This window comes from Kineosporia sp. R_H_3 (assembly GCF_002198675.1).
Taxonomy (GTDB): domain Bacteria; phylum Actinomycetota; class Actinomycetes; order Actinomycetales; family Kineosporiaceae; genus R-H-3.
Window position 1 is genome coordinate 1 of record NZ_MWLL01000236.1, and the last position, 20063, is coordinate 20063.

10 protein-coding genes and 1 pseudogene are annotated in these 20063 nt (G+C 63.6%); 4 read left to right on the top strand and 7 right to left on the bottom strand.

What is annotated here, in order from left to right:
- The first annotated feature begins 135 nt into the window (after window positions 1–135).
- Window positions 136–591, top strand: coding sequence for a hypothetical protein (locus tag ECOMGDLI_RS29715; RefSeq protein WP_088320446.1), 456 nt, complete (start codon window positions 136–138; stop codon window positions 589–591).
- A 646-nt stretch (window positions 592–1237) separates the two neighbouring features.
- Here ECOMGDLI_RS29715 and ECOMGDLI_RS29720 read toward each other — a convergent pair.
- The 3 genes from ECOMGDLI_RS29720 to ECOMGDLI_RS29730 form a co-directional block, all read right to left on the bottom strand.
- Window positions 1238–2299 (bottom strand): hypothetical protein, encoded by a 1062-nt coding sequence (locus ECOMGDLI_RS29720; RefSeq protein ID WP_088320447.1) that lies wholly within the window; start codon window positions 2297–2299, stop codon window positions 1238–1240.
- Window positions 2300–2979: 680 nt separating this feature from the next.
- Complete coding sequence (locus ECOMGDLI_RS29725) at window positions 2980–4134, bottom strand: radical SAM protein (RefSeq protein WP_088320448.1); 1155 nt, start codon at window positions 4132–4134, stop codon at window positions 2980–2982.
- Window positions 4135–4565: 431 nt separating this feature from the next.
- A complete protein-coding gene (locus tag ECOMGDLI_RS29730; RefSeq protein ID WP_088320449.1) occupies window positions 4566–5657 on the bottom strand; it encodes a tyrosine-type recombinase/integrase in 1092 nt (363 codons plus the stop codon).
- A 344-nt stretch (window positions 5658–6001) separates the two neighbouring features.
- Here ECOMGDLI_RS29730 and ECOMGDLI_RS29735 point away from each other — a divergent pair, with 344 nt between their 5' ends.
- From ECOMGDLI_RS29735 to ECOMGDLI_RS29740, 3 genes and pseudogenes are all read left to right on the top strand, one after another.
- Window positions 6002–6919, top strand: coding sequence for a transposase (locus ECOMGDLI_RS29735; protein ID WP_198955305.1), 918 nt, complete (start codon window positions 6002–6004; stop codon window positions 6917–6919).
- Window positions 6850–7194, top strand: a complete 345-nt coding sequence (locus tag ECOMGDLI_RS35625; protein ID WP_233153675.1) for an IS110 family transposase — start codon at window positions 6850–6852, stop codon at window positions 7192–7194. The genes ECOMGDLI_RS29735 and ECOMGDLI_RS35625 overlap by 70 nt, the downstream gene beginning before the upstream one ends.
- A 106-nt stretch (window positions 7195–7300) precedes the next feature.
- Window positions 7301–7705 (top strand): annotated as a pseudogene (locus ECOMGDLI_RS29740) (transposase); the annotation flags it as partial.
- A gap of 15 nt (window positions 7706–7720) precedes the next feature.
- On the opposite strand, the gene ECOMGDLI_RS29745 reads toward ECOMGDLI_RS29740, so the two are convergent.
- The 4 genes from ECOMGDLI_RS29745 to ECOMGDLI_RS29760 are packed head-to-tail and all read right to left on the bottom strand — an operon-like array spanning window position 7721 to window position 19605.
- Window positions 7721–12553: an ATP-binding protein gene (locus ECOMGDLI_RS29745; RefSeq protein ID WP_088320450.1), complete on the bottom strand. Its 4833-nt coding sequence runs from the start codon at window positions 12551–12553 to the stop codon at window positions 7721–7723.
- Window positions 12550–14196, bottom strand: coding sequence for a hypothetical protein (locus ECOMGDLI_RS29750; protein ID WP_088320451.1), 1647 nt, complete (start codon window positions 14194–14196; stop codon window positions 12550–12552). Before ECOMGDLI_RS29750 ends, ECOMGDLI_RS29745 begins: the two co-directional genes overlap by 4 nt.
- Window positions 14193–18029 (bottom strand): protein kinase, encoded by a 3837-nt coding sequence (locus ECOMGDLI_RS29755; protein WP_088320452.1) that lies wholly within the window; start codon window positions 18027–18029, stop codon window positions 14193–14195. Before ECOMGDLI_RS29755 ends, ECOMGDLI_RS29750 begins: the two co-directional genes overlap by 4 nt.
- Entirely contained in the window at window positions 17974–19605 is a 1632-nt protein-coding gene (locus ECOMGDLI_RS29760) for a 3'-5' exonuclease (RefSeq protein WP_088320453.1), read from the bottom strand. The genes ECOMGDLI_RS29755 and ECOMGDLI_RS29760 overlap by 56 nt, the downstream gene beginning before the upstream one ends.
- Window positions 19606–20063 lie beyond the last annotated feature (458 nt).

The window sequence follows — 20063 nt, forward strand, 5'->3', positions numbered from 1 at the left end:
CCAGCCCAGCACCGCACACACCCAGACTCGTCACTTGTCGAGACCTACGATCCCTGCCACCCGTTCGTCGTACACTCAGTGACTGCCCGTTAAGAGCACTGACTGGACTTCAATCAGATCGCGCGAAAGGCCGCAGTGAACCTCTACAGCCAACCCAAGCCTGTGGATTTTGTAGGCCTTCGCCCCGTCCTTGCAGACTTGTTTGACCTCATCAAGCACGCGTTTCAGGTCGGACCCGACCACACCTTCACCTTGGTCGCGGTGCACGTCGATGAGGCCGAGATCCGGCCCAGTCCTAGCGAGACAGCGCCATTCGTCTTGCGCCGACTGCAGGCGCTCTACTACTCCGCCCAACCGGACGTCGGCGGAGTCCCGCTGGACCTGGTTGTCGGCCTGATGGCACAACTCCAGCGTGATGTCACTGTAATCGCATCCGCTATTCCCGACAGCCAAACTCGCGACAGACTAAACGTGCTTGCCCGACAAGTGCTCGACGTCGGGGTTCGCCTAGGGCGACTGCAACATGCGCACGAGTCGGATGGAAGTACGGTAATCAGGCTCGATGGTGTGAGGGAGTCCATCGACGACTAGGCGGCAATGGACGATTGCGTTCCACCCCGAGGGTCGACTTATCACTACCTGAAGCGAAGTATGCCCGAAGGTTTCAACCCCTCGTCATCCGATTCGTATCGATCCGAGGCTTTGGTGAGGGGTAGGCACTCGGCAGCGAAAGCGCGCCGATTAGACTCTCTCAAACTGGCCGGCCGCTAGCTCCAAGGCATGCGTCGCCGAACGGGCCGGGGCCACGTCTGCTAGCCGATTCGGCGTTGTGCACTTGGCACTCCCGAACCCGTCGCGGGCTCGTCGCCCTATCCCCTATGTCCCCAACTTCGTCCAGGGATGTGGGCTGGAGGATCCTCGGCCCCAGCTGCCTCACCGGCAACATAACCGCCATCTTCGCCGGCAATGCCCTTACCCACAAGTGGACCGTCTGGCACGGCGTCGTGTGGGCGCCGCACAAGGTCGACTGAACAGCGATGACCCAGTCCGACAGGAATGTGTGTGGCCCACTCAGGAAGCGAGTCCGACTGAGCGGCTCACCCATCCGCGCGATGGCGACGGGCAGTCAGACAGATCCGATTTGGGGGCGCATCTGAGGTCGCAGCAAAACCAACCGTTGGGGCGCGTCAACGCGGTGACGCCGGACAGCCGCCAAACCCTTCGGATGATGTTGAACTCAAGGCTCGACACAGGTGACCTTCACCGGCGCAGAGTTGGCGGGCCCCAGCACGCCGGGCGGGATCAAGCACTCCATCCTCGGGCCGCCGCGCGTCTTGGAAAGCACCTGCTGCGCGACAGGCTCTCCCACGGAGAGCACGGCGAGGATCGCCGCGATGATCGCCCAGACATACACCTTGCGTTGAATGGAGTTGTTCTCTTTCGCGGCCTCAATAGATTTTTCTGCAGAGATCGCTGCCGACCTGAGGTCTACAGTCAGAGTCGCATCTTGCACCAAACTTCTAACAAAGCGGATCAGCGCATCAAAGTCCATCTCCTCGCGCTGACGCCTTATGAACGCACGAGAGAAGCCGTGATTTACCAGAAGAGTCAGATCCAGCGATTCCTCCACGCGCGCTACAACTGCCCGAAGGCCAACGATTACACGCAGGGCCTGGTCAGGCGTCTTGTCTTCCAGGTTGCGCACCGACGGATGATCCTGGAGATAGCTCAGCAAGGACGCCATGTACGCGAGCCGCGAGACGTTGTACTCGGTAGCTAGGAGGAGGTCCCGTCTGTACTGTGTAAGCGGATCAGCGGGACGATCACCGATCCCGTTTCTCCAGAACCCCTCAGCACAGACGACGGTCGCTTTTCGGTCCGTGAGGTATATCTCGTCTTCTCGGTACCCAATCTCCCGCTCACGCAGGGACCTGAGATATCTCTCGTCGTAGTGCGCGTACCAGGACGCATCATTCAGCAAGCCTGCGAGCGACGGACTATCCAATACATCTCTCAATGGGACGCCTGCGGCACCGAAGTCGGTCGCCTTCGCGTTCCTATTGAAGACTTCTAGGGCCCCTTCAGATCCGTAGAACTTCTCGACGAAGATCAGGCGATGGTCGCGGGATCGTACCCGAACGGTCTCATCATCGAGATCCCCAGGCTTCTTGAACTGCACGGGCTTCGCTTCGTCCTCCGCGAACTCAGCCGCGAGATAATCAAGAAGCGCGCCACCCCGCAGAAATTCACGGAGGGCCCTTCCAAAATTTTCGAGGAGGAGAGGATCGAGCGCCTTCATCCGCCCAATTGCCTGTTCAATGGTACATGGGGGGCGCCGATCTCCTCCTGAAGAGGAGCCATCGTGATCCGCGAAGGAGAAGCGTGTAGAATAGGTGAGCGTACCGTCACGAAACAGGTGTAGCCGGGCAGCTTCAAATCGGATTCGGTGCAGATGTGTTCCCGTGTCGTTCGATAGCCGCCAATTTACCTGCTTCTCTTCCTCGTCCACCATAAAGGTCTTGGGACTAGGCAGGACCAGGGGCGCGAAACGGGTCAGGAAGCTACGAGTCCATACGGCCTTACCGCCGAGCCTGGTGGCTCGCTTCATGCGCGACTCGATTGACTCCTCTTCAAGGGAACATCGGCTCTCCGCGCCTACTGCACCTTGCATGAGCTTAGACCAATAGCCATTCCTGGCCCGGCGTCTGAGCAGCACTTCCGCGTCTCGTTCGAAGCTAGCCAGAAGCTCCATCAGGTCGATCGCGAAAACGTGGCAGATCTCCACCTGGCCCAAGCGCAGTTCGCGAAGGACTGGACGAACGCCCCGTGTGAGGGTTAGGTCAGACGCCGAGACCGCACTAGGCAGGCTGGCTGAGCCAGGTACAGGGCTTTCGCTGGAATGGTCCCCAACGCCACCACCGTCTGGCTCTTGTTCAGCATTCGCCACAGACAGACTCCGGTCGACCCCATAGTGCTCCGCTAGATGCCGACACCCAGAGCGTCCGGCATCAGGTACTCTTGCGCAGTCCGGAACGCCGACGCAAGTGCACGATCGCCCGCAGCATGGTGGGTCTTCAATAGCGGCATCAGGTCCACAGAGCCGGACTGGCCACCAAGAACACCAGTCAACTGCCCTGAGGCGGAAAGTCTCAGAGCGTAGGGCCCCTCATCTGAGAAGCTGCTCGAGACAGGTCGCCCAGACTCGAGTGCTTCGATTACGACTCTTAGGCCGTCCACGTCGAGCTCAAGAGCCAACTTCGGGTAGGCCGACCTCTGTGACGTATCTGAGACTCGATCGAAGAGGCTCTCAACCTCGTGGGCATTCGCCACACCCAACTGCGCCAACACCTCGTGAAGCAGGCCATCGGTCCAATACCTGTACCAGCGGTCATGGTCAGCGAATCCATCGTGATCAAGGAGCGTGTACAACCGCCACTCAGAAACGCAGGCTTCTCTAAGCACGCGCGCGATGTGAGCTACCTCGTGGACGTTTGACCAGCCACCGCTGCCCGGCCGGCCCATCAGAACTGTATTTACTTTAAGCGGAGTTAGGCCAGCCTGCCTTGCTGCGTCGAGGCCACGGAGCACAACACTTGGCAGCGAACGGGAGGTCGTGACTCGCGCGACGCTCTTGAACATATCGTCACGAAGACTAGGAAGGCTTACCGTAACCCGGTCGAGCCCAGCATCGGCCAATCTTTCGGCCATCTTCTCGAGAGTGACCCCGTTCGTGGTCATTGATATCCCAAGGGGCTGCACTTTTTGCCTTGCCTCAGACAATGACCTGACGACGTCAAGTATGGTCGCGTCGTCGCGACGGAAGAGCGTCGGTTCGCCCCCAGTGAGCTTCAGTTCACCGACGCCAGCCGCGACGGCAGCTCTTCCAATCCGACCATAGTCACTCGGAGAAAGCCCTACCGCGGCACGCTTGAGCTCCCCCTGGCCCTCGTTATGGCAGAAGAAGCAGGACAGGTTGCAGTGAGAGGTCAGGGACACTCGCAGCTTGCGAACCAGCTGTGAACGCTCGTGGCCCGCTATCAACGCCTGCGTTCCAACGGATGCCTCGGCGGGCGACGCGGCGACCATGGTCGGCCCGTCTCCCAGCGACGGCGCCGACGCTGGACTTCTGCTCATCGGACGTAGTCCTTCTCCTCTTGAGGGTAAGAGGACACTACCGCCCCATTCGGCACGCGGCAGACGCTTGTGCCAGGACCCATCCCGCGTGTCAACCCAACCTCCCGTGCACCCCACGAGTACTGTCACGCTACGTCACAGTCATGACTTACAGTCGCGGTCACCTCCCCATGATCGCTACAACGGCCGGATCGCAGGCTCGCGTCTGATGCTGACGTTTACCGAACGTAGTCAGTTCCCGTTGTTGGCGAGTCAACAGCCCTGCCGGATGGCGCACGCTCCGATGCCCGATCGGCGCCTGCAGAACCCAGGCGTAGGCGCACGTCCCTCCGCGTGTACATCGCGGGCCCCGTTTGGAGCGAGCACTGTGTCATCGCACGACGGATGTGACCTCACGAAGGCGAGAGCGGCAACAGCCGCGACCTAGTGGGCTACTGGTCGCCAAGGGCCTCGGCGATTCGCGCTAGGGAGCGCGCCTGATCGGCGTCAAGACACTTCGCATACACGCGAAGCAGGACGTCGACGCTGTGCCCGGCCCACTCGGCCACCTGCGCGGCCGGTACTCCGCCACTGAGCCACGTCGACACAGCGGCGTGGCGGAGGTCGTACGGACGGCGGGCGAGCGGTGTCCTCTCCTGGTCCTGCGAGAGCGCAAGGACACGCGCTCTTCGCCAAACGTTCCGATAGGTAAGACCGGAGATCGCCGATCCCCGCTCACCGCGGAAGAGTAGGGCCGTGCGGTCGATGTCAGGGGCAGCAGCGATGTGATCGCGGAGCAACGCGACGAGTTGGGGCGGAGCAGGTGCCCGCCTGCTCTCCCCAACCGCACGGTGCTTTAGCTGGCGAGCAGATCGACGCTGGCCGGCGTCGGTCCATTGTCGGTCGATCTCTGGCGCAGCTTCGTCGACCACAATCCAACCCCAACTATCGTCGTCACGCAGTTGGACGTTGCCGAGCCGGAGGTTGGCAGCTTCCTCGGGCCGGAGCGCTGCATAATAGATGCAGGCGAAGAACGCGACCAAGTGAGGGCCACTTCGCGGGGTGTTGCGCACAGCCTCAAGTAGCGCTCGAGCCTGTTCCGGATTGACGACAATCCTGCGGTCCACGCCAACCGAGGACCGAGGCGCCTTCCAATTGATGGCTCCAAGGGGGTTGGAATCGATGAGGCCCAGTTCGACGGCGTACGAGAGGGCGTTCGAGAGGATTGCACGCTTCATAGTGGCTGTGCGTCCTGCCGAACGGGTCCCATCTAGTTTGATTGACACTGCCTCCAGAGCAGCACGCGCACGCTGAGGCTTAGTGATGTCCGAGAGGGGCAGGGATGAACGAGCTACAAACGCGAGGAGCGCGGTCGCCTCTTCCGGTTGGGCGGGCGAACCTCGACGTCGAGCATTGAACGCCCAATTGAACAGAGCCGATCGTATTGCCTTTTCCTCGTCCGGCGATGAGCGCGCTGAAAGCATCACCGGCGTAACGGTGATCACCGTCGCCTCCGCGAGCAGCGTCGGCGGCCTACCGGTCACGACCTGGACCCGCGGCAAGGCCGGCTGGCTCGTCGCTCACCGCCGCGGCCGGACGACGTTCCGAGCCGTCGGCCCGGGCGGCTGGCGCCTGCCCGAACCCCTCGCCCGCACCCGGATGGTCTGCGTCGGCCACGGCGAGCACGCCTACGGCGCAGTCCACGACCCCGTAGCCCGCCGCCTCGCCGTCACCCTGCGGGTCGCCGGCCGGTCGGTGACCAGAACGGGAAGGGCCGGTTCTGTTGTCAGCGCATGCGATCCGGGTCCCCGCGGCCGTACTGGCCGTCGAGGCACCCCCAGGTCAGTCACCGTTCCAGCGCCATCAAGGAGCCCGGGACACCGGCGGCGTGTTCGTCGGGGTCGACTGGGGCGAGTACCACCACCAGTTGTGCGTCGTTGACGGCGAAGGGCGTGTGTTGGAGCAGCGCAAGGTCACGCACGACGTCGCCGGGCTGCGTGAGCTGACCGATCGGCTCGGGCGCCATGACCATGTCGTCGGCATCGCGATCGAGCGCTCCGAAGGGCTGCTGATCGAGACGCTCCAAGCGCGCGGCCACCGGCTGTTCTGCGTGTCACCCAAGCTGTCTGCCCGGGCCAGGGAGCGCTACCGGCTCGCGCCGACCAAGTCCGACACCTTCGACGCGTTCGTCCTGGCCGACTCGCTGCGACACCAGCACGAGCAGTGGCGGCCGCTCGCCGTGCCCTCGCCGCTGCTGGCCGAGCTGCGGGCGCTGACCCGTGACCGGGAGCGGCTGGTCTGGAACCAGCGGGACGTGGAGAACCAGCTGCGCGCGATCGTCCTGGCCTACCACCCAGCCGTGCTGCACCTGTTCTCCAGCCTCGACCGAGACATCACCCTGGCGTTCCTGCGCGACTACCCGACGCCCGAGCACGCCGGACGGGTCGGACCGGCCAGAATGGCGGCCTTCTGCGCCCGCCACGGCTACAGCGGCCGCACCGCTCCCGACGTACTCGTTGAGCGGCTGCGCCCGCACCTGCTGGCCGCGGCCAGCGGCACGACCGCCGGAAAGGCGTTCACCGCCCTACTGTTCGTCGACCAGCTCGAACGCTCAACAACCAGGTCCGAGCGATCAGCAAGCGGATCCGGCAACGACTGGGCGCGCACCCAGACGCGCACATCTTCCTCAGCTTCCCCGGCATGGGCGACGTCACCGCCGCCACGATGCTCGCCGAGATGGGCGAAGACCGAGCCAGGTTCCCCACCCCGGACGTCCTGCTCGCCGAGACCGGGACCGCGCCCGTGACCCGGTCCAGCGGCCGGACCAGAGCCGTCCGCTTCCGCCATGCCGCGAACAAGCGGATGCGCCACGCGATCGACTGGTGGGCCTTCGTCGCCGTCCGCGAGGACGCCTGGGCCAAGGCCGCCTACGACCAGGCCCGCGCTCGAGGTCAGATGCACAACCGCGCCCTGCGAGGCGTCGGAGCCCGCTGGACCCGGATCCTGTGGCGTTGCTGGACCGACCACACGCCATACGACCCCGCCCGCCACACCGGTAGGATTCCCACCGAAGCCGCCTGACGACCGCTCCCCACGGCCCGGCCGACGGCGGCACGGGCCTCGTCACCATGCCCGCGCACCGAAGAAGGACAGGCCCCAGGCCCACCGCTCCTCCGACCAGAGGTTGACGGCGGGAGTCTGCATCATCCACTTGCTGCGCAACAGTTTCCGGTACTCCGGCCGGCAGGACTGGGAGAAGATCGCCCGCGACCTGCGGCCGGTCTACGCCGCCCCGACCGAGGCCGCAGCCAAGGAACGGTTCACCGAGTTCGCCAGCGGTTGGGGCGAGAAGTACCGGGCGATCGTGCAGCTGTGGGAGAACGCTTGGACCGAGTTCGTGCCCTTACTCGACTACGACGTCGAGATCCGAAAGCGAGCGGTCCAGGCGCGCGGGCACTTCCCCACCGAGCAGGCCGCCCTGAAGTGCCTGTACCTGGTGACTCGTTCCCTGGACCCCACCAGCCGTGGCAGGGCACGCTGGGCCATCCGCTGGAAACCCCGCTGGCTAGGGTCGATGGGTGGTTTCGCGGTACGTGCGTGTCGGACCTCATTGTGCCAAGTGGGTCCTTCGGGCCTGCGGGACGTCGGGAGTCGAAACATAGGCCTGGCCCACGCCAAGCTTCTCAATCTCCAGGCTGAGATCCTGCCCCGTCCGCCCACGCAGATAGCCAGCGACCTGCTTGCTAGCAGGGAAATTGGTACGAAAGACTATCTTCGTGCCAGCGTTTCCCAATACGTCCTTGTGGAAGTCGGCGGCACCTTGGCTGGCGACGACGATCACGACGCCATACTTCCTGCCTTCCTTCATCAGCTTAGGGAGTGTTACGTCCCTCACTAATCGATGCGCCTCGTCGAGTACAACGGCGAGCTTGAGCGTCCCGTCCTGCGGCCATTGGAACATGTCGCGGTAGACCTTTCGGAGCAGAAAAGCGCCGGCCGCGAGTTGCACCTGCTCCAACGTGATCGAGCTGACATCGATCACCATGCCGCTCTCACGGGCATCAAATTTGCCCACCGCGTCACCAGCGAAAAGCCCGAAGTCGGTCAGCGGCCGGATGCGTTCGCGGGCGTGTTTGCCTTTCGCCGCGCCTTCGACGATTTCCAGTTTTTGAGCGAATTGTTCGACTGTAGGCGCCTGCGGAGTGACACCATCCACGACATCCCTGTATGCCTCCTGGATGGCCTTGTACACGTGCGATTGCTGGATCTCTCCTAGGCTCGCAACGTAGGCGACAATCTCCGCCGTCTCGAACGCCAAGGAGTTGAGCGTGGGGCCCATCTCGAGGGCGCCTTCGAAAGGGCTGAAGGGGAGCCCATGACTGGCGTCAAGCACCTTGGCACCCCGAGGAGGGTCCGTGGCCATGTCACCATGGAAGTCGAAGATCAACGAGGGTAGGCCCTCCTCGGAGAACGTCCGCACGATACGCCGGGTGGTCACCGACTTGCCCTGTCCGGGTATGCCGACGACGAAAGCGTGTGGGCTTCCCTTGGTGCTGACCGACCACACGACATCGCCGCCCTGCCCGTCCTTACCGAGCACAACCTTCAACATCGCTGGCGAACCCGTGCCCGGCGGTTGCGAACGATCAAGCTGGCGCGCGGGCGCGGGTTCCGAGCTGCGTTCGGGTTCGGGTTCCGGTCTCGGTTCGGGAGCGGGCTCCGAATAGGTCGTCGGCGGCGCGGGCGTCTCAAGGAGAGTGCCGGCTTGTGCCTCTTCGGCGGCGACGAGCGCAGGGCTGCGCGGAGTATCGAACTTTGTGGAGAAGCCCGCACTGCCCAGATCGGCCGCAGTCAGTACGGCGATCGGCACCTCCCGGTGGATCGCCGGCATTCCCGCCGCGCCGTGGAGGCTGATTACATAGCCCTGCATGGAGACCTCGACCGGATCGCCGGATTCGAGATGCCGGTCGATCAGCCTATGGACGCCAGCAAGCTTGTCCGCGGACAACGTCTTGCTTACGACGGCCCGCTCGGCGTAATAGTGCAGCATGCCTGCGAGTCTTGCACGCTGGAGAGCAGCGTCGACACGAGCGGGATCGGTCGCAAAGTACCTCGACACCAACAAACGCTTAGTTTCCTCGAGCTGGTCGACGATGTCGTCGGCTAGCTGCGATGGAAGCGCCGCCGCCTTTCGGGACTTCACTTCGACACACTCGATACGCAAGCCGTTGCGTTGTACGCGCACAAGCAAGAGGTCGCACCGGCGCGCTGCATGATTGGCTTCGCGCGCTGCCCGTCCGAAGATCTCTTCATGCGAGTCAACCGGGACGATGATGGTGTCGTCGAGCTTCCTGCGGGCGTCCAGGTGGGCTACGAGAGCGGCCAGGCTCACCGCCTCGCGTGCGAAAGACTCGCTTCCGTGAAGCCGTAACACCAGCCGCCCGGAGATTGCAAGCAACTTCTCGACGATCATACTTATCGACTGGTCGAGAGCATCCAGGCCCAGTTCGTTCATGGCACGCTCGAGAATTCGAGAGACTTCAGCGCGGTGCTTCGTAGTCACAGTCAGACGGTGGCTGAGGCCTTCGATGAAGTCCGGAGCGTAGTCAAGCATGTAGCTATGGCTACCGAGACCGATCGCGATCGGGTCCTCATACAGGTCGAGACCGACGAAGCGGTCGAGCGTCAACACCCAGTCCGACAGCTCGTGCAGCACACGGATCGCCTGCAAGCCGTCAGGCTCGATACCAATCTGCAGTGCTGGAGGAGCGTCGAATCCGAGCGCGACTCCCAGCGCTGCCTGATGCGACTTGTGCGCCTCGACGACGGCGCGACCTGGGGCGTCAGGGGTGGACGCAAGAGCCGGTGACGTCACCCAACCCGGCTTCCCGTTGACGGCTACCCGCGTCGTGATGGCAGGGGTAAGGAGGTCATGGAACGCCGTCAAGCGCTCCGACCCCTCGTCGGCGGCGGGGGAGAGCTCAAGGGCCGCAACATCCTGGATGAGCGCGACATGACCCGATCGGTCATCGGTGACAAGGGCCTCCGGCTCACGCATGGCAAGCCCGAGTGGTGGCGCCAAGTGGCTCTGGCGCCCTGGCACCTGGGCAAGCTGTAGGTGCTCCTGAAGCTGCGCCAAGCGCGGCAACGGGGAGGCGTATCCGGCGTTCCTGCCATAGGCCACGACCTCGACTCGCGGCGGCGCAGCCGAGGCAACCTCGTCAGTCGCAGCTGAGACGTCGACGAGCGATTCGACGGCTAGACCAAGCACCTCACCGTCGCCCGGATTCATCGCAGCAAGGCGAAGCGCGTCCACTTGCGGATGAGATTGGCGAAAGTCCTTTAGCCGGCTCGCCACCATCTGCGCCGCTGCCTCGAGTGCCTTCGATTCTCTGGGCATGTCGAGAGCGTTGTAAACGACAGACGCCACTGCCTCGGGCGCGCTGAGCTTGGGTTCGAGCAGGATGGCCGAGCCGAAGGCGACCTCGTCGAAGTAGACGAGCACACCTCCGTCAGCATGTTGACCGGCGAAGGGGAGGTTCGTCGGCCGCACGCGCGCGAAGAGCTCCTCGTCGACCACCAAGCGGCGCTCCTTGGCGCCGCCGACGTCCTGAAGAGCTGAGCACCACGATTCGGCGACGCCGTAGTGAGCGGAGATCCAACCGAGGCGGAGGGGGTGGATCGGGAGCACGACGACTGCCCGCTCGGTACCGACTGAGGTGCCCACTTCGAGTGACAGCGTGTCAAGGCGAAGCAGTGCCTCTCGCGACACCCCATCGGCCGAATCGAGGGCCCGCTTGTAGGACTGAACGTAGTCGAGGGCTACCTGTCTAGCGGGGGCAGCCCATCGGAACACCTCGGGCACGTCATGGGGAGTTCCTTGCGCGAGCAGCGTGAGCAGTTCTTTCCGCTTCTTGGAGAACGCCGAGGGGAGGTCCCATCGCTGCGCTGTCACATTGTCAGGGTCGATTGGGTCGCCGTACTCGGACGTCGCCTCCAACGCCGTGATCGTGGGGTCAGCGATGACGCGCCGCTGCAGCTGCACCAGCAGGGGCGCGATACGCACCTGAGCGCCCAGATGCTTCCCGATCCGCACCGAGAAGACCCGACCACCAAAGTCCCAGGCCTGCATGTCTACGTCCGTGTTCGTCGCGCCGGCAAGCACGGCATGCACCTGCGCTCCAGCAAGCGAGGCGGCCGACGGCTTCCGGGTGGGCCGATCCGCGAGCGACTCCTCAAAGATGACCTCGAATTGGTCACTGTCACTAACCGCAGGCGTACCGTCGGTAAGCAGTATTGGCGTGCCGCTGGCGTCGAGTGCCGTGATGCGTACGACGAACAGTGCGCCGGCCGCGAGGTCGTCCGCACCGAGCTCAAGCTTGAGGCTTGCCGACATGCGGGAGCCCTTGATCTTTGTCTCCAGCGTCGACAAGGTGCCGTCGTCGCGGAGGTCCTCCGGTGGAAGCAGCTCGAGCAGCCAGTTGGCGACGTCGCTCGGCTTGCCGGGCCGGGTCTTCCATCGGAGCCCGATCGAGCTCGGGTTGTCCTGCGACGTCTTCACGAAGAGGGCGCCGTCGTCCGTCGCCCGCAGCTTGCTGAAGGTCTCGACGCCACCATCTGATCTGGTGAAACTGTCCATCTGGAGCTCGACGAGGGCTGACTCGACCTCGGTGTCGAGCGGCACTCCGGCCAGGCTAATACCGTGGTCGTCAAACAGCCGTCGCGTCCAGCCGATCGTGTCGCGTAGGTCGGCGACTGCAGGGTTGAGCACGCCGACTAGCTTCTCGAAGACATCTCCCTGAGCGACGCGCGCCTTCCGCAGCCTTTCGCGAGTCGTCGCGGTTAGCACGCTGGGCCGCACTACCTGGGCAACCAAGTTGGCGTTGCGGTCAAGATTTGCGCGCAGCCGCGGCGCATCCGAGGTATCGACGAGGAGGCCGATTCGCCATAACTCTTTCCCGAAGTCTGCGGAGCTTGTCGACTCCAGCACCGCCGCAAGGAAGTCGAGTCGAGCTTCGATTGGAACGCGCGCCTTCCGCAGCGCGAGTGTGACTGGCAGTTCCGGCCAGCGCTCTGCGACCTCGTTCTTGAGGCGGGCTGCGACCTCCTCAAGTTCCCTGAGGAGGGGAAGACGCTCGAAGGAGTTGTCGAGCGAGCTGGCAGCGTGGGCCTGGCCGGGTGGCACCATCAGGACGAAGATGTGGGTCTTGTCGTTCCGGATACCGACCGCTGACTCCACCGTCACGGCGTCGTCTTCGTCATGCATGCCGAGCACGGCGAGCCGTACCTTCGCTGGGTCGACCGCCTGCCGGACGCGCGCAGCCAGCGCGAAGGCATCCTCCTCGACAATGTCGTCGAGTCGGACACAGTGGCCGGTTTCGGCCCCTTGCACCGACGCAACAATCCGATCAGCTAGCGCCTCGAGCACTCGGCTTCTCATGTGCCCTCCCTCAAGTTGACCAATGGGTTGAGCACCCGTTGCGCGCTGAGGTCGTCGCTTAGGCCTTCGAAGACACCAAGAAGCTGGAGCCTATACTTGAAGGCCTCGAGGTTTCGCGCGGCGGCCGCACGGTTCTCCGCAGTGTCCAGGCGGGCAGGCGGCCGATCCACCAGCAAGCCAAATCGACGCTCGAACTGGTCGAGAACGTCGCGGATGGGCAGCTCAGCCAGGGCGGGTCCACCTCCCGAACGAGCGAAGATGATCGCGAGGAGCGACGCGAGCAGCGTGTCAGATGCCGCGTAGGTCCAAGACGACCGTACTTTGAGCACACCCGCGAGGATGCCGACGTCGGTCTTGATTCCGCCGGTCGACCAAAACCATTTGAACGCGTTCTCATAGCCACGCTTCTTCAGGGCCTCGACGAGCACGTCGGTGAGCCGCTCGGCGATCGGCCGAGAGTCCGCAGCCATCGCGGCAAGGAATGGTGATGTGTCCTCGTCATCAGTCTGCGCATTCTCCTGCTCGACCAGCGAGAACATGTACTCCAAATGGGCCTCAACCTTGGCTGACTCTCTTGACTTCGCGAGCTCAGCCAGCTTCTCAGCAGCGCTGATCTCACTATCTTCAAAGATCGCCTTTGACGCAGGAGCAGTCCGCATTGACAGCAGGTAAAGTCGGTCCCAGAAGAATTGTCGAGTAATCTCTAGGTCTCGCTGCACGCATTCGCGAGCGAGCAGATCCGACTGTGATCCTTTGTCGCCGGTGAAATCAACATACTGCTCCAGCGGATTGCCGGCGGAGGACCCCATCATATCGGCAGCGAGCTGCTCGGTCGTGATCAGGTGGCGGGTGGCGATTGCCGTGCGCAGCGGTAGTTGGAATAGCCGGAGGCCAATGATGGCGGCGAGGTGCTGTGCCATCACTAGCGCAGGTGCCCGGTCGCCGTACGCCTGGATGTAGTCGAGGACGTCGGTCCCCAATGGGCGTGTTGCCGCCGGCACGGGCGACTCGACCGCGAGGTCCTTGTCGGGCGACGCCGACTTCTCCTCGAACTCCTCAAGGAAGTACAGCGAAAGCAAGGCCGTGATGTCGAGGTCAGCGGTCCCGTCGTAGGACGGGCCCCACTTCGGCGGGTCGCTGAAGACTACTCCGCGCCCGAAAGCGGCAGTGAACCGCTCATTGATCCAGGTCTTCGCCTTACCCTCGCCGTCAGCCGGGCGACGAGCCATCGCCTCACGCAGGAGCTCGCGGTACACGACCAGGTCGGCCCCTCGGTGACGGGTGCGGGACGGGAACCCTGCTCGGAACACGGCGACTGTTGTCGGGCGAAAGTACTGCATCTGTTCAGTAGCCCGAGTGAGACCAGCGCGCCCCATCTCGACCACCGATGCCCGCAGCCAGCCGTCCAAGACGGCCTGGCCGCGTCCGTCACCAAAGCCGACGAGGCGGTTACTGGCACCAAGTGCTGCGCGCTTCATGTCGTACTGCTTCGCGGCGGCAAGATTGGTCGCAGTGCGCCCCTGTTTGATGGCCATCTCGAAGATCTGCGTCAACATGCGCTCGACATCGGTGTCGTTGGTATCGACGATTGTGAGCTCGCGGAATGTGAAAGTCCGCAGGCTCTTCGGCAGCTCGATCTTCATGAGTTCACGCCCTCTCGCGTGATGACTCCGCCGATGACCTTGATGGCGTCGGGACGTCCGGCCGGGTCTACCACTTGCACGCGATGCGCAGGCGTCGTCCGCAACACGTTGCCGAACGCGCTGAGCTCGAGCTTCACTGCATCGGAGCCGGCATCGCCGAGAATCTCGCCCTCGGCCGCACGTCGGACGATCTCGTAGGAGTCGAGTGTGAGCACGAGGTTACCTAGCCGGTGCGACAGTCTGAGCCCGTCGGACTGCTGCTCGACGTATGTCGCGTCCACCGGGAGCGGGCTGAGCGTGAACTCCTCTGCTGGGATCTCCCGAAGTACCGACCAGCCAGCGCTTTCGCCATCGCGCAGTGCGAGTGCTGCCGCCCGGTAGCCGTGCGCCCCAAGCACGCGGCTAAGCCCAAGCAGCACCTTGGCGAGTACGAACTCGATGTCCTCACGTCCTTCGAGGACGCCGACAAACTCGTCGAAGAATCGGTACGCCCGAACCTCATCGCGGCTCATCCCCGTCCTTCCGGCCCCGTCAAAGAAGAGCTGCCGCCTTTCAGAACCCGGACGGTGCCCGCCGTCGGGGACGTACGTGCCGTCACGTAGCGCCCGCTCTACACCGGGCGTGCTCAACAGGTCTGGGTCGACGGTCGCCCACTCGGCGACGAGGTAGTCCTGGTTGCTTGCGTCAAAGGCGACGTCGAACGCGCGGGCGTCGTCCGCCATTCGCAGGTCGCGCCCTTCGTTGATCGCAGCGTGGATGTCCTCACAACCACGGTCAGCGGTGATCGTCCAGGCGATCGCCGAGCGGACATCACGAAAGGTGGCTCGGCGCTTGCGGCGGAGGTGTGAGATCGACACAAGTTCCAGGAGCGGGCCCTTGCCGGACTCGCGCAGCAGGTTCCGGTTGGCGAGAATCGGACAGACGCCGCGCGCTGTACATGTCTTGCAATCGGTCCATAGGGAGGGAGCAACGAATGAATCGAGGACTGCGCCTGCAAGACCGTGATTGTCCGGTGGTGTGGGTGCCACCGAGCGGCGTTTGAGGTCCACGATCGCGATTCGGGGTGTATTCGCTGCTTGACCCTGCGAGTAGCGGCTTACCGCGACGTAGCAGTCCGGGAAGACATCCTGGTAGGCCACGAAGAAGTTGAGAAGCCGGCCATCGTTAATCGCGATCAGAGCGGTGTGTTCGGCTTCGCCAGTCAGCGCTTCGGTGACTATCTCGTCCGATGTCATGCCGCCGCGCGCCTCGCTGGCGTCGTAAACCGCCGCGTAGGTGCGGCGGCCAAGCTTCATTCGCCAGCCCGCCGCCGTCGGTTCCACGATGTCGAAAGCGCCGGCTTCCAGTAGGTAGTCGCGCAACGTGGAGAGATAGGAGGTCTTACCATCGCCGGGGTTGCCGGTCAGTAGTACCACGTCGAGTTGGCCGCCCAGCACGCTCGGAGTGAGGTGGGAGTCAAGTCGGGTCTCAACGTACGTCTGACGGGCGAAATCGTCGTCGAGCCCCCGGTTTCCCGCATTGCCAACGGCGCTGCCGCGATAGAGCCGCCGGAGGCTCAGGACAGTCGGGTTGACCACCTCCCGGCCGTCCTCAACCTTCGCGGTGGCGACCGTCTTGAGGTAGTGGGCAAAGGCTGCGGCGCTCGCTGGCTGGCCGTCCACACTCCGGTCTTGGGGGCGGGGCGCCACCAGTTTGAAGAACGCGTTGGCGATTGCGACGCCAGTGGGCCCCCAAGTCTCCTCTTCCTCGGCGCTCAGTAGATCGAGGTCGTGCTTGTCCCAGTTCTTGAACGGCGGCCGGCCAAGCATCGTATGGAGCAGGGTGGCACCCAGCGAGTACAGGTCAGCGGACACCGACCAGTTTCCGGCCACTACCTCGGGGGCCATGTACCAAGGAGTGCCAGCCATGGAGCGGGCGTCGACTCGAGCGACGGACAGCCCGAAGTCGATCAGTATCGCGTGCCCGTCATCCCGCACAACGATGTTGTTGGGCGAGATGTCGCGATGCAGTTGACCTTCATCGTGGATGTAGGCGAGCGCTTCCAGGATGTCGAGGGCGACTTGGCGAAAGTCCTCTTCCGTCGCGACACGTTCCTGACCCAGCTCCTTCAAGGTTCGGCCAGCGATGTAGTCGGACACCAGGTAGACCGGTGGCTTCGGAGAGAAGTCCCAGACCCGCGCGCAACGGGGGTGGTGCAGCTTTGCTGCTGCTTCGAACTCCAATTGCGCGTTAGCCACCGCTTTCGACGCAAAGTACTGTTTGATCACCCGCTGAGCGTTCAACTGAGTGTCGGTCGCCAGCCATGAGATCGCGAAGCTACCTTGCCCGAGCTCGCGCTCGATGCGCCAACGACCGTGCGGCCCCACGGCCTGCCCTTCGGCGAAGACGTCGTCGGGCCGTCCGTCGCTCGCACCAGGCGTCCGAGGTGCTGGTGGCAGCGGTTGGAGCAGCGCTCGAAACATCGCGGCCGCCCCTGCTGCCTCGGGGCGGTCGGTCGGCTTGTCTGCCAGGCACTTCGCGAGCAGCTTGGTAAAGGGGTCGAGTTGTGCCGCGGCCACTGCGGCAACCTTGACCGCGTCCGAGTCCTTGACGGCCACGTCTCCGTTGATCCACCACAACAGGGTGAGCGCCAGAGAGTAGACGTCAGACTTTGTGGTGGCTGCGCCGATGAGCTGAGTCACCTCAGGGGCCCGAAAGGGGACCGAACCGTCGACGGTATCGGCCAGTATCGGTCCGACCGTGGCCTGGTTGTCGGCGTGTGCGAGGTAGAAGTCCCGGAATAGGACTCGATCCTGCTTACCGACTAGAACACGTGCAGGCATCAGACCGCGATGTACTACGCCTGTCTGATGTACCTCAGCGAGGGCGTCGAAGGCGTCGACGACGATACCAGCGGCCCTTGCGGTAAGACCCTCGCCCTCCTTGACCTCAAGTTGCCCCGCGGCGGCATGGCGGGCGAGAGAGACGCTCGGGATGGGCCGTGTTGGAAGGACGATCCAGCGCCTCACGTCGTCCGTGAACGTGGCCTCGACGGACCACGAACGCTGGATGTCAGCAATCTGCTTCGTAGCCTGGCGTTCGTGCGTTACGAGCGCCTGTGCGTCGACACCAGGTCCCCAGCCGTCCATCGGGTAAACCCGCAGTAGCGCGGGATCGCCGTCGCTGTCCTTGGCCTCAAATACGCGCGAGCGCCCGACGCTCTCGACCTCCGCCTCAACAATAAACGGTCCGAGCTCCGACGGCTTAGCCTCTCGCACAGCCAGCCCGCTGACGAAGTCCATCACCTTCTTCCGGATCTGCTGGAAGCCAGTTACACCACTGTCGTCCTCCTGCAGGGCTCCAGCAGCGTCATCGAGCAAGAGGATCTGGTCGTCGTCGTACGGGTAACTGCTCGTGTCGAGGTCGAGGTTCGGATGCGACAGCAGGACCCGCGCTTGGACGAGGTGAGTGCCCCTAGCGGCAGAGCCGTACCCCTGAACCGCGTCCTTGAGGACGCCGGCGAGGATCTTGGCGACCTGGCTGTTGCGGCCGATAGGGCTTTGGCGCAGTTGACCCTTGACCTGCCAGCCGCCGTTCTGCACCCGGATGGTGGGGCCCCAGTGCTTCTGCTCCAAAACGAATATGCGGTTGGTGCCGATGACGAGGAGATCGACGTCGTCCTTCTGCGGGGTCGGCAAGGCCCGGCCAGCGACGATCAACCACTCTGCGGGTAGACCAGCCGCCAGAGTCTCAGCGGTGTCCTGCTCGCCCGGCCCCGCGTAGGCGTAGACGACAAGTTCAGCCACGATCAGGTACCCCCTCGTAGTGGTCGGGCCAAAGCCATCGGCGGACATGAGCCTTGTCCGTGCTGAGGATCTTCAGATAACTGTTGTCGCGGGTGTAAGTGATGAGGAGTTGATCCTTGGCCCGGGTCGCGCCCACAAAGGACGCGCGAGCGATCCTTAGCGAATCATCATCCTCGGGATCAAGTGGCGGCAATGTGTCGAGACCGAAGAAGAAGACAACCGGAAACTCGTGACCCTTCGCCGAGTGAGGCGTGATGATCTTGACGGTGTTGGTAGTGCGGTCGAACGCCTTCTTGTCATCCTTTGACACGACAGCCGCATATGGGATCTCGACTGCGTCGAATGCAGATCGGATATGACCGACGAGGCCCTTGTATCTAGGGATTATCACGGCGATGTCGCCTGGCTCACGATCGCCACTTGCCAGCATCATGCTGACCTCCCAGGCGACCACAGCTGCTTGCTCGGCCGGGGAGTCTGCCCAGATCAAGTCGACAGGTTCGCCATCTGGCGCCTGATCCATCGAGGCAACTGTGAATTCCTCACTGATTCCCGAGACTGCTCCCAGGATGTTGCGAGTCGTCCGGTATGGCCGGTGAAGATGCAGCTCCTCGACACCCCGCCCATTGATGATCTCTGGGAGGTCGTGGTCACCGTAAAGTGACTGCGCATTGTCACCTGCCATCACCATCCCGCCACGGTTGGGCGTAAGCGCTTGGTAAATTATCGCGAGCCACGACGCATTGAAGTCCTGCACCTCGTCGAGGAGGACAGCATCAGCGATCGGTTGCCTATCGCTCAGCCTCGCCTGAGCCATATTCCGCCGGTTCGCTGCCTCGTCGGTGAAAGAGAACCGAACGCCGTATTCTGCGGCGAATGGCCACATCGTGGTCACTTCGACGTTGGGGTAGCCGGCGACCAAGCTCTTGAGATAGGAAACCAGTGCGTTGTTGAAACACAAGAACTTGATCCGCCAATCCGGATGATGCGCGGAAAGCCAGCGTCCGCGTGCGGCCAGCACGAGTGTCTTGCCGCTGCCCGGCGGCCCTTGCACGCGGGCCACATCGATGTCCTCACGCTGCGCAATCGAGGCCTGCACGGTGTCCAGAGTGACCCGCAACCTCTCTCGCTCGCCGGCACCCTCGTCGCGGGCGCCGCGACGAAAGGTGGTCTCAAACGTGAACGTTGGCTCCAGTAGCTCAGCGATTGAGGCGGCGAGGCTTTCGCCGAGCGGCTGCGCCCGCAAGGTCGTCAACCAGGTCGGATCGACGAGCTGCCTTGGACTGATGCTCGTGCGTCCGCCCAGGCCTACTTGCGGCTCCCTGAGTTGGTGTTGAGGGTTCAGCACCACCCTCCCAATCGGGGTGGCCGCGTCCAGTCGCAGAGTCTGACGCAGGGAGTGCACCTTCTCGTTGAGACGCAGGAATGGCGCGGGATCGCCCACCTTGGCTTGCGACTCGTCGATGTCGATGGCCACAAGGCCGATCTTCGGATGGAGCACGACGAGACTCGGTTCACCGTCACCGGCGAGCAGGACAACCCGCCCGCCATCTTCCGCGAGCTGCTTGGAGAGGGTACGGACGACTGTCTGAGCGTCGAACGTGGCGTCAGAACTCGTCGTCATCGCCACCTTCCCCAACCGTCAGTCACGTAGCGCATGGCCCAGGCTAGTGAATTCCCCTGGGCATGGCCCCTGGGCATGTCCGGACACTGCCTGGCGAGAGTCCTCAGCCGACGGCGTGAGGCTGTTCGTGAGCGTAGTAGGCGTCTTCGAGTCGGGGGACGAAATGTCGCCTTGCGACTGAATAGGCAGCGGTCGCCCGGCCTGGCCCGGTCGGCGGTGAAGGCGAACTCGACGTCTTCGACGACCTTCCAGGGCGTCAGCTGCATGATCAGACAGCGTTGAACCCGCTGATCGTCTGGGGCAGGGGCGTCGTCGTTAGCCGACAGCCGCCGACCGACTCGGCTGGCAAGGTGGCGGCCAACCGGACCAATTGGCGGCCGTCGCTGAACGCCATTGCGCCATAGGCGTGCCGGGTCGCGACCAGACCCGCCCCTACGGCCGTCAGTGACATACCCCTC